The following is a 10,926-nucleotide window of genomic DNA, read 5'->3' on the forward strand; positions in this document are numbered from 1 at the left end:
GGCCACCAGTCCGCGGAAAGGGCCCAGCCCGCCTGATCATCATGCCACTGGTCATTCGACCTTTCCTGCCCGCGAGCGGACGCCGGGCATTCGGGAAAGGGAGAATCATGTCCGTCACCGACAGCACCCATCGCGCGCTTCCGGAGCGCCCCTCCAAAGAACATCTGCGTAAGCAGGCCAAGCGATTGGCCAAGGACGAATCACTCGGCCTTGCCGCTGCGCAGCGACGTCTGGCGCACGAGTACGGTTCCGCCAATTGGGCCGACCTGCTGCGGCGTGTCGATGAGGCCGCGCCGCTGTCGCCTCTCGGTGCGGCTGCGCGCGCCGGCGATGTGGCCGCTGTTCGACGGCTGCTCGAAGAAGGGCACGCTGCCGACGGTGACGGTAGCGATCGCGGGACGCCGCTCTGGCAGGCTTGTGCCAGCAGAGCTTCCGACGAGGCGCGGCTCGCCATTGTCGACGCGTTGCTGACGGCGGGTGCCAATCCGCGTGACGATTCGGCCGGCGAGGCGGCGTTGCATGCCGCAGCGGCACGCGGGCCGCTGGCGCTGGTCGAGCGGCTGATCGTGGGCAATGCGCTGGAGTGGCAGGCGGATGCCAAGGGCCGGCAGCCGCTTGCGGTGGCGAAGCACGGCAAGGCTGTCGACAAGGCCGCGATCGTCCAATTGCTTGACCGTTCCCTGATTGCCGATCCGTCGTTCCGGGCGGCGGTGAAGGCGCTGCAGAAGGGTGATGCGGTGGAACTCGCGCGACGGCTCGATGCCGAGCCGCGCCTGCTGCGCGAGCGTATCCTCGGCCCGGAGGTCTATCGCCGGGCCAGCCGTCACCAGTATTTCCGCGATCCCAAGCTCTTCTGGTTCATCGCCAACAACCCGACTCTGATGAAGCGCATGCCGGCCAACATGGTCGAGGTGGCCGAAATCATGATCGTGCGCGGTGTCGACAAGGCTGATCTCGACTATGCGCTGGAGCTGGTCATGACCAGCGCTCCGGCGCGTGAGCAGGGCCTGCAGATGGCGTTGATCGACTGCCTGATGCGGGCGGGCGCTACGCCGACGTCGCGGTCGATCGACATGACGCTCGCGCATTGGGAACTCGAACCGGTGCAGGCGTTGCTCGATGCGGGCTTGCCGATGACAGCGGCCATTGCCGCCGCACTCGGCCGGACGGAGTCGCTGCCGGCGTTGCTGCGTGAGGCATCACCCGCGGAAGTGCAACGCGCGCTGGGCCTTGCAGTGATCAACCGCCAGCTTGAAGCGGCACGGATGGCACTCGACGCTGGTGCCGATCCCAATGTCTTCCTGCCGGTGCATTCGCACAGCCTGCCGATGCACCAGGCCGCCGGTGACGACAATGTCGAGATGATGGAGCTGCTGATCGCCCGCGGCGCGCGTCACGACCTCCCCGACAAACTGTGGGGTGGCATTCCGCTCGGCTGGGCGATCCACGGCGGCCATGCGCGGGCGCGTGCCTACCTGGAGAAGCTAGCGGCCCGGGAGGCTTAGCCCGGCGCCGATCCCTGCGTGCCGACGTAGACGGCGTAGAGCGACTGGCTGGCGGCCATGAACAGCCGGTTGCGCTTCGGGCCACCGAAGCAAACGTTGCCGCACACTTCGGGCAGTCGAATGCGACCGAGCAGCTTGCCCTCCGGTGACCAGACGGTCACGCCGCTGTAGCCAAGGGCGCGACCGGCGTTGCTGGAGCACCAGAGGTTGCCGTCGACGTCGGTGCGCAGCCCGTCGGGTCCGCACTTGATGCCGTCGATCATGCAGTCGGTGAAGACCTTGCCGTTGCTGACCTTGTTGTCGGCGCCGACGTCGAACACGAAGACCTCGCCCTTGCCGCCGGGGCCGGTGTCGCCCGGCCCCTTGCCAGTGCTGGCGACGTAGAGCTTCTTGTGATCCGGCGAGAAGCAGAGGCCGTTGGGATCGGGCACCTGTTGCTCGGTGATGACGAGGTCGATCCGGCCGCTCGGATCGATGCGATAGCAGTTGGTCGGCAGCTCACGCTTCATCGAGCCCATGCCCGGCGGTTGACCCAGGGTTGGCTTCAGCCGGCCGGCCGTATTGCTAGGACCGCCTGCCATGTCGGGCGTGCCTTCGTAAAGCTGGCCGCCATAAGGCGGGTCGGTGAACCAGTAGCTGCCGTCGGGATGCGGTACGACATCGTTGGGTGAGTTGAGGCGCTTGCCTTCATAACTGTCCGCCAACACCGTCGCCGAACCATCGAGCTCGTAGCGTACGACGCGCCGCGTCAGGTGCTCGCAGGAAAGTTGGCGGCCCTGGAAGTCGAAGGTGTTGCCGTTGCTGTTGTTGGACGGCAGGCGGAACACGCTCACCCGGTCGTCGTCCTCGAGCCAGCGCAGCTGCCGGTTGTTGGGAATGTCGCTCCAGACGAGATAGCGCCCTTGGGCATTCCACGCCGGGCCTTCCGACCAGAGCGCGCCGGTCCACAGCCGCTTGATGGCCGTGTTCGGTTGGGTAATGGCATTGAAAGCCGGGTCGACCGTGATGACGTCGGGATCGCGGAAGTAGGTCGTCGGCGCACCGTTGGGACCGAAGTCGCGCGGCGGTGTGGTGATGGTGGTGGCGGGCGCTGCGGGTGTTGCGGCCGGCGCTTGCGCCAGAGCGAGGCCTGGGGCCAAGGCCATTGTGCCAATGCCCGTCGCGCCGGCTGCTTTGATCAGGCCGCGACGTGACAGGTCGCAAGCGCGTGCGTGCTGCGTCATGAGCGTTCTCCTCCGAGACTTTGTTCTTTGCTCTCTAGGCAACGCGACTCTACGCAAGGCGAAGGCTAGGCCCGGCTACATCGGCTCACAACATGCGCGGATGCAACTCTCGGGACCTCAAACGTACGTGACCTTCACGATCTCGATCTCTTCCTCGCCGCCGGGCGTCCGCATCCGCACGACGTCGCCTTCGTGGGCGCGCAGGAGGGCGCGGGCGATGGGGGAGATCCAGCTCACGTGGCCGCGGCCGGGATCGACCTCGTCGACACCCACGATCTTCACCGTGCGCTCCTCGTCGCGGGCGTTGGCATAGATCACCGTGGCGCCGAAGAACACCTGGTCGGTCTTGGGCCGCTTGGCCGGATCGACCACCTCGGAGCGTTCCAGACGCTTGCTGAGGAAACGGATGCGGCGGTCGATCTCGCGCAGGCGCTTCTTGCCGTAGAGATAGTCGCCGTTCTCCGAGCGATCGCCGTTGGCCGCCGCCCACGACACGACCTGCACGACCTCCGGCCGCTCCTTGCGCATGAGGGTCATCAGCTCCTCGCGCATGCGGCTGAAGCCGTCGGGAGTCATGTAGTTCTTGGCGCCGGCTGGCAGACCGCCGACATCGTCGGGCAGGTCGTCCTCGTCGTCGCCGTCGCTTTCCTTGGTGAAGGCCTTGCTCATTTCGGTCCTTAATCTATCAAGTCGGGGCGGATGAAAACCAGCTCCTCCCGCTCTCCTTTGCAGCGTGCGTCCGGCGAAAGCCGCGTCGTCTTCGAACGGCGCGACGGCCAGACGCGGCTCGCTGACCTCTATCAACGCGATCCCTGCCGGGTTTTGTTCCCGGTGCCGGAGCCGGGCGAACCGCCGCAGGCCGTGATGATCACGACTTCGGGCGGCGTCACCGACGGCGATTCTCTCGCGATGGCGGTCGAGATCGGCCCCGACGCCGAGGCGGTCGCCACGACCCAGGCGGCGGAGAAGATTTACCGCGCCGCCAAGGGCGGTGGCCATTGCGGCATCGACGTCCGGCTGGCTGTTGCTGCAGGGGCCACGCTGGAGTGGCTGCCGCAGGAGACCATCGTCTTTGAGCGCGCGCGCTTGAAGCGCAGGACCGTCGCGGAGGTGGCCGAGGGCGGTGTGCTGCTCGCCTGCGAAATGGTGGTGCTGGGCCGCGGTGCGTCCGGCGAGCGCTTTACCTCGGGCTTGCTGCTCGACTCCTGGTCGGTGCGGCGGGCTGGCCGGCTGGTTTGGACAGATACTTTGCGCGTCGAGGGCGAGACACCGGATGGCGCAGGCTTCGGTGCGGCCAATGCGCTGGCGACCGTCATCGGCGTTTGGGAGGAACCGCAACAGCGTTTCGAGGAAGCCCGCGCCTTGCTGGACGCTGCAGATGAAGTGCGTGCCGGCGTCACCCTGGTGAACGGTATCCTCGTCGCGCGTCTGCTGGGTGAGGCGACGGCCGTGCGCGCCGCGACTATCCGCTTTCTCACCGCGTTTCGCGGACGACGTCTGCCGCGCGTTTGGCATGTTTGATGCAACTCTTTGACGAAATGGATGCCGCGCTATAGTCCGGCCCAGCCGCCAGGGGGAAACGGTCGATGAATCTGACGCCACGTGAGAAAGACAAGCTTCTGGTGGCCATGGCGGCCGTTGTGGCGCGCCGCCGTCTCGAGCGCGGCGTGAAGCTCAACTACCCCGAGGCCGTGGCCCTCATCACCGATTTCGTCGTCGAAGGCGCGCGCGATGGCCGATCGGTCGCCGACCTGATGCGTGACGGTGCTCATGTGATCGGCCGCGCCCAGGTGATGGAGGGTGTCGCCGACATGCTGGCGGAAATCCAGGTCGAGGCGACCTTTCCCGACGGCACCAAGCTCGTCACCGTCCACGCCCCGATCCGCTGAGGAGAGACGCCATGATCCCCGGTGAAATCCTCGCGAGCAAAGGCGAGCTGGAACTCAACAAGGGCCGCAACCCGATCACCATCGAAGTGGCCAATACCGGCGACCGGCCGATCCAGGTCGGCAGCCACTACCATTTCTTCGAGACCAACGACGCGCTGAAGTTCGATCGCAAGCGTGCCAAGGGCATGCGGCTCGACATTGCTGCCGGGACCGCCGTTCGCTTCGAGCCCGGCCAGTCGCGCACGGTGCGGCTCACGCCCTATCTCGGCGGCCGCGAAAGCCACGGTTTCCAGGGCAGGGTCGGTGGCAAGCTGGGCCCTATCGCCAAGGTCGGCCCGTCGAACGAGGGCCCGACGCGCATCTCGCGCTCGGCCTATGTCCATATGTTCGGCCCGACTGTCGGCGACAAGGTACGGCTCGCCGATACCGACCTCTTCATCGAGGTGGAGAAGGACCACACGACCTACGGCGAGGAAGTGAAGTTCGGTGGCGGCAAGGTGATCCGCGACGGCATGGGCCAGAGCCAGCGCACGCGCGCCCAGGGTGCCGTCGACACGGTGATCACCAATGCGCTGATCCTCGATCATTGGGGCGTCGTGAAAGCCGACATCGGCCTCAAGGGCGGGTTGATCGTGGCCATCGGCAAGGCCGGCAATCCCGATATCCAGCCGGGCGTGGACATCGTCATCGGTCCCGGCACCGAGGCGATCGCGGGCGAAGGCAAGATCGTCACAGCGGGTGGCATCGACTGCCATATCCACTTCATCTGTCCGCAGCAGGTCGACGACGCGCTCTACAGCGGCGTCACCACCATGATGGGCGGCGGCACCGGCCCCGCGCATGGCACGCTCGCTACCACGGTGACGCCGGGCCCGTGGCACATGGGCCGTATGCTGCAGGCCGCCGAAGGCCTGCCGATGAATCTCGGCTTTTTCGGCAAGGGCAACACCTCAAAGCCCGCCGGGATCAAGGAGCAGGTCGAGGCGGGGGCCTGCGGGCTGAAGCTGCACGAGGATTGGGGCACCACGCCCGCCGCCATCGACAATTGCCTGTCCGTGGCCGACCGCATGGACGTGCAGGTCGCGATCCACACCGACACGCTGAACGAGTCGGGCTTCGTCGAGACGACACGCGCTGCTTTCAAGGGCCGCACCATCGCGACCTTCCACACCGAAGGTGCAGGTGGCGGCCACGCGCCGGACATCATTCGCCTTGCCGGCGAGAAGAACGTGCTGCCGTCCTCGACCAACCCGACGATGCCCTACACGGTGAACACCGTGGACGAGCATCTCGACATGCTGATGGTCTGCCACCATCTCGACGCCGCCATTCCCGAGGATGTGGCCTTCGCCGAGAGCCGTATCCGCAAGGAGACGATCGCGGCCGAAGACATCCTCCACGACATGGGCGCCTTCTCGATGATGTCGTCCGACAGCCAGGCCATGGGCCGGGTTGGCGAGGTCGTGATCCGCACCTGGCAGACCGCCGACAAGATGAAGAAGCAGCGTGGGCGCCTCAAGGAAGAGAACGGTGACAACGACAATGTCCGCGCCAAGCGCTACATCGCCAAGTACACCATCAACCCCGCGATCACGCATGGCATTTCCAAGCATGTGGGTTCGGTCGAAGTCGGCAAGCGCGCCGATCTGGTGATCTGGTCGCCGGCCTTCTTCGGCGCCAAGCCCGACATGGTGCTGCTCGGCGGCTCGATCGTGGCGGCACCGATGGGCGATCCCAATGCGTCGATCCCGACGCCGCAGCCTGTGCATTACCGGCCGATGTTCGGCGCCCTCGGCCGCAGCCTGATCGTCAGCCCGGCATTGTTCGTCTCGCAGGCGGCCATCGCCAAGGGCGTGGCGAAGAAGTGGGGCCTGAGCCGGCCGATGCTGCCGGTGAAGGGCACGCGCAAGATCGGCAAAAAGCACATGATTCACAATTCGCTCTGTCCGAAGATCGAGGTCGATCCCGAGACCTACGAGGTGAGGGCCGACGGCGAACTCCTGACGTGTGAACCCGCCACGTCGCTTCCCTTGGCGCAACGCTACTTTCTCTTCTGACCATGAAACGAGCCATCGACGTCGTACGTGCCGGTCATTGGCCGGCGCCGGAGCGCATCGACACCGTGACCCTGCTGTTCGACGACCGGTATCGTCGGCGCCTGCGCATGCTGGGCGACGGCGGGCTCGACTTCCTGCTCGATCTGGTCGAGCCGGTCGTTCTGCATACCGGCGACGGGCTGCAATTGGAGGAAGGGGGCTTCGTCGAGGTGAAGGCGGCGGAAGAGGATCTCGTCGAGGTGCGCGGCCGCGATGCTGCAGCCTTCGCGCGGATCGCCTGGCATCTCGGCAATCGCCATCTGCCGACGCAGATCGATCACGACCGCCTTCTGATTCGCGACGATCACGTCATCGTCGACATGCTGAGGGGGCTGGGCGCTGAGGTACGCAAGGTGCGCGTGCCCTTCGATCCCGAGGGCGGTGCCTACGGCCAGCACAATCATGATACCGGTCATCGCCATGGCGAACTGCATCCGGAGCGCCATGGCTAGGGATCCGCTTTATCGGTTGCTGGCCTGGCTGTCGCCGGCCTATCCGATCGGTGCCTTCAGCTATAGCCACGGTGTCGAGACTGCCATCGAAGAAGGCTTCATCAGGGATCGGGCGTCGCTGATCGCCTGGCTGCGCAGCGTCGTGGCCGAGGGAACGGGGCGGGTCGATGGTGCATTGTTCGCTGCGGCCTGGCGTGCCGCGAGCGAGAAAGATTGGGTGGCGTTCGACACCATTGCCGAACGCGCAGCGGCTTGGCGCGGCACGTCGGAAATGGCGCTGGAATCGCGCCAGCAGGGCGGCTCGTTCTTGTCGATCACGCGCACCGCCTGGCCGCACGCTGAACTCGATGCGGCGGATCTACGATTGCACGGGGAGATCGCGCTGCCTGTCGCAGTGGCGCTGGCCGCCGCGGTGCATGCAATTCCGCTGGAGGCGGCTCTTGGCGGCTATCTGCATGCCTTCGCGGCCAACCTGATTTCGGCTGCCGTACGTGCAGTTCCGCTCGGGCAGAGCGATGGACAAAGGGCGCTTGCGGCTTTGGAGAATACGGTGAATGAAACGGTCGCGGCGGCGCTGGCGGTCGAGTCGCTGGACGAGGTCGGCACGGCGACGCCCTTGCTCGATTGGTGCTCGCTGCGGCACGAAACACAGTACACGAGGCTTTTTCGCTCATGACAATGTTCTTGGCTTTGCTGTTGACCATGGGCGTCGGCGCCATTGCTGTGGTGCACGCCATGTGGGGCACGGGCAGCCATTGGCCTGAGGAGAGCGAGGAAGCGCTCGTCCGCAGCGTCGTGGGCGATGGCCGGCGCCGCATGCCGCCGGCCTGGCAGTGTTTCGCCATAGCGCTGGTGCTGACTGTGATGGCCCTTTGGCCCTGGTATGCGTTGGGCCGGATGACCGATCCGCGCGTTTTGGCCGGCACCTACGTGATCGCCGGCATCTTCATCGCCCGCTGCGTGGCAGGCTACAGCATGCGCTGGAAGAGCCATTTCACGGTCGAGCCCTTCGCCACCCGAAACAGGAAGTATTATTCGCCCTACTGCTTGCTGATGGGCGTAGGATACATCGCCCTCGCGGCCGGAGAACTCGACCTATGAGCGTGCGCGGTCCCTTGAGAGTTGGTGTCGGCGGTCCCGTGGGATCGGGCAAGACCGCGCTGGTCGAGCGGCTGTGCAAGCGGATGCGCGAGGCCTACGACATCGCCGTCGTCACCAACGATATCTACACCAAGGAAGATGCCGAGTTCCTGACCCGCGCCGGGGCCTTGGCGCCGGATCGCATCGTTGGCGTCGAGACGGGAGGCTGCCCGCATACGGCAATCCGCGAGGATGCTTCGATCAATCTCGCCGCGGTCTCCGACATCGTGCGCAAGTGGCCGAAGCTCGAGATCGTCTTCGTCGAGTCCGGCGGCGACAATCTCGCCGCGACTTTCTCGCCTGAGCTGGCCGATATCACCATCTACGTCATCGACGTTGCGGCCGGCGAGAAGATCCCGCGCAAGGGTGGGCCGGGCATCACGCGGTCGGATCTGCTGGTCATCAACAAGATCGACCTGGCGCCGCTCGTCGGTGCCAATCTCGATGTGATGGACCGCGACGCCCGCAAGATGCGCGGCCAGCGGCCATTCCTCTTCTCCAATCTCAAGGAAAACAAGGGGGTCGACGATATCGCGGCCTTCGTCGTACGACAGGGCGGCCTGCCGGCGCGTCCCCTCACCTGAAGCGTTCAAATCGAAGCGGTGTACCCATGACCAGGATCGTCTCTCTCATCGTCCTCCTTTGCGCAGCCGCCAGCCCGGCTTTGGCTCATCCGGGCCACGACACGTCGGGCTTTGCCCACCCCTTCACAGGCTGGGACCATCTGCTGGCCATGGTGGGCGTGGGCCTGTGGGCCTCGCTGCTGTCGGCCAAGCGCCCCGCTGCCGCCTACCTGGTTCCTTCGGCCTTCGTCATCATGATGCTTCTCGGGGCAGCTGCCGGATTCGCAGGCATAAAACTGCCTCTCGTTGAGGCGGCGATCGCCGTTTCGGTGTTGGTCCTGGGCGCTCTGGTCGTCGGTGCAGTTCGTATGCCATTGGCGGCCGCCATGGCGGTGGTCGGTCTGTTCGCCATCTTCCATGGCTACGCCCATGCCTTCGAGGCGCCGTCGGTCGGCACCGGCGGGTTCATCCTGGGCTTCACGGCGGCGACCATCCTGCTCCACGCCATCGGCTTGGGACTCGGCTGGGTTGCACGGAGGGCAGTCGGCGACCTGGGATTGCGGGCACTCGGCGGCGCGGTCATGGCTGGTGGTGCGCTGGCCCTGATCGCCAACTGAGCCTTTCAACAGGCCGCTTTCCGAGTTTGGCACGACTTTCGCTTTCCTGATCTTCGGCGGGGAGATTCCGTCGGGAAGATCAAGGAGAGCGGGATGAACTTGGGAACGATCATGCGGACGGGCCTCGTGGCCGCCGGCCTGTTGGCCAGCGCCGCGACTGGCGCGCTCGCGCAAGGGGCACCGCCGATCAAGGTCGGCATTCTGCATTCACTGTCCGGCACGATGGCGATCAGCGAGACGACCCTGAAGGACGTCATGCTGATGCTGATCGAAGAGCAGAATAAGAAGGGCGGCGTTCTCGGCCGCAAGCTCGAAGCGGTCGTCGTCGACCCGGCCTCGAATTGGCCGTTGTTCGCCGAAAAGGCCCGCGAGCTCCTGCAGAAAGACAAGGTCGCGGCGGTGTTCGGCTGCTGGACCTCGGTCAGCCGCAAGTCGGTGCTGCCGGTGTTCGAGGAGCTGAACGGCATCCTCTTCTACCCGGTCCAGTACGAGGGTGAGGAAAGCTCGCGCAACGTGTTCTACACCGGCGCGGCTCCCAACCAGCAGGCGATCCCGGCCGTCGACTATCTGATGGCCAACGAGAAGGTGCAGCGCTGGGTTCTCGCCGGCACCGACTACGTCTATCCGCGCACGACCAACAAGATTCTCGAAGCCTATCTCAAGTCCAAGGGCGTCGCGCAGGAAGACATCCTGATCAACTACACGCCGTTCGGTCACTCCGACTGGCAGTCGATCGTCGCCGACATCAAGAAGTTCGGCTCGGCCGGCAAGAAGACCGCCGTGGTCTCGACCATCAACGGTGACGCCAACGTCCCGTTCTACAAGGAACTCGGCAACCAGGGCATCAAGGCCAAGGACATCCCGGTCGTCGCCTTCTCGGTCGGCGAGGAAGAGCTGGCCGGCATCGACACCAAGCCGCTGATCGGCCATCTCGCCGCCTGGAACTACTTCCAGTCGGTGAAGGACCCGACCAACGAGGCCTTCATCAAGACCTGGCAGACCTTCACCAAGAACCCCAAGCGGGTGACCAACGATCCGATGGAAGCCCATGTAATCGGCTTCAATATGTGGATCGAGGCGGTGAAGAAGGCGGGCACCACCGACTCCGACGCCGTCATCGATGCGATGATCGGCGTGTCGGTGCCCAACCTGACGGGTGGCTATTCGGCCATGTTGCCGAACCATCACATCACCAAGCCGGTTCTGATCGGCGAGATCCAGGGCAACGGTCAGTTCGACGTCGTCTCGCAGACCAACGGCCTGGTGCTGGGTGACGAGTGGTCCGACTACCTGCCGGACTCGAAGGACCTGATCTCCGATTGGCGCAAGCCGATGAACTGCGGCAACTTCAATGTCGCCACAGGAAAGTGCGGCGGTAAGGGCAAGTAGGTCCCCGCGCCGCAGTCGTTAAGTTGCAACCCACAGGGGCGGGGCGACTTTC

12 protein-coding genes are annotated in these 10,926 nt (G+C 65.3%); 10 read left to right on the forward strand and 2 right to left on the reverse strand.

The annotated features are described in order from the left end of the window. Positions 1-107 precede the first annotated feature (107 nt). Complete coding sequence (locus tag EPO50_RS08255; protein ID WP_296342819.1) at positions 108-1,505, forward strand: hypothetical protein; 1,398 nt, start codon at positions 108-110, stop codon at positions 1,503-1,505. On the opposite strand, the gene EPO50_RS08260 is transcribed toward EPO50_RS08255, so the two are convergent. Together EPO50_RS08260 and greB are read right to left on the reverse strand one after the other, a co-directional pair. After that, positions 1,502-2,650: an SMP-30/gluconolactonase/LRE family protein gene (locus EPO50_RS08260; RefSeq protein ID WP_296343393.1), complete on the reverse strand. Its 1,149-nt coding sequence runs from the start codon at positions 2,648-2,650 to the stop codon at positions 1,502-1,504. The genes EPO50_RS08255 and EPO50_RS08260 overlap by 4 nt on opposite strands. Positions 2,651-2,845: 195 nt before the next feature. Continuing rightward, complete coding sequence (gene greB, locus EPO50_RS08265) at positions 2,846-3,397, reverse strand: transcription elongation factor GreB (protein ID WP_296342821.1); 552 nt, start codon at positions 3,395-3,397, stop codon at positions 2,846-2,848. A gap of 30 nt (positions 3,398-3,427) precedes the next feature. Between greB and EPO50_RS08270 the strand changes: the two genes are divergently transcribed. From EPO50_RS08270 to urtA, 9 genes are all read left to right on the forward strand, one after another. Beyond that, entirely contained in the window at positions 3,428-4,249 is an 822-nt protein-coding gene (locus EPO50_RS08270; RefSeq protein ID WP_296342823.1) for an urease accessory protein UreD, read from the forward strand. Between the two features lie 65 nt (positions 4,250-4,314). Further along, on the forward strand, positions 4,315-4,617 hold the full coding sequence (locus EPO50_RS08275; RefSeq protein ID WP_296342825.1) for an urease subunit gamma: 303 nt from the start codon (positions 4,315-4,317) through the stop codon (positions 4,615-4,617). An 11-nt stretch (positions 4,618-4,628) separates the two neighbouring features. Beyond that, positions 4,629-6,674 carry an urease subunit alpha gene (gene ureC / locus EPO50_RS08280; RefSeq protein ID WP_296342827.1) on the forward strand — a complete coding sequence of 682 codons (2,046 nt, stop codon included), beginning with the start codon at positions 4,629-4,631 and terminating at the stop codon, positions 6,672-6,674. Between the two features lie 2 nt (positions 6,675-6,676). Continuing rightward, positions 6,677-7,165 (forward strand): urease accessory protein UreE, encoded by a 489-nt coding sequence (locus EPO50_RS08285; RefSeq protein ID WP_296342829.1) that lies wholly within the window; start codon positions 6,677-6,679, stop codon positions 7,163-7,165. Further along, positions 7,158-7,841: an urease accessory protein UreF gene (locus EPO50_RS08290; RefSeq protein WP_296342831.1), complete on the forward strand. Its 684-nt coding sequence runs from the start codon at positions 7,158-7,160 to the stop codon at positions 7,839-7,841. Before EPO50_RS08285 ends, EPO50_RS08290 begins: the two co-directional genes overlap by 8 nt. Then, positions 7,838-8,266, forward strand: a complete 429-nt coding sequence (locus EPO50_RS08295; protein ID WP_296342832.1) for a DUF3995 domain-containing protein — start codon at positions 7,838-7,840, stop codon at positions 8,264-8,266. Before EPO50_RS08290 ends, EPO50_RS08295 begins: the two co-directional genes overlap by 4 nt. After that, positions 8,263-8,889, forward strand: a complete 627-nt coding sequence (gene ureG / locus EPO50_RS08300; RefSeq protein WP_296342834.1) for an urease accessory protein UreG — start codon at positions 8,263-8,265, stop codon at positions 8,887-8,889. Before EPO50_RS08295 ends, ureG begins: the two co-directional genes overlap by 4 nt. Before the next feature lie 26 nt (positions 8,890-8,915). Further along, positions 8,916-9,485, forward strand: coding sequence for a HupE/UreJ family protein (locus EPO50_RS08305; protein WP_296342836.1), 570 nt, complete (start codon positions 8,916-8,918; stop codon positions 9,483-9,485). Positions 9,486-9,578: 93 nt separating this feature from the next. Continuing rightward, on the forward strand, positions 9,579-10,874 hold the full coding sequence (gene urtA, locus EPO50_RS08310) for an urea ABC transporter substrate-binding protein (RefSeq protein WP_296342837.1): 1,296 nt from the start codon (positions 9,579-9,581) through the stop codon (positions 10,872-10,874). Positions 10,875-10,926 lie beyond the last annotated feature (52 nt).

It is taken from the genome of Reyranella sp. (assembly GCF_004297405.1).
Taxonomy (GTDB): Bacteria; Pseudomonadota; Alphaproteobacteria; order Reyranellales; family Reyranellaceae; genus Reyranella.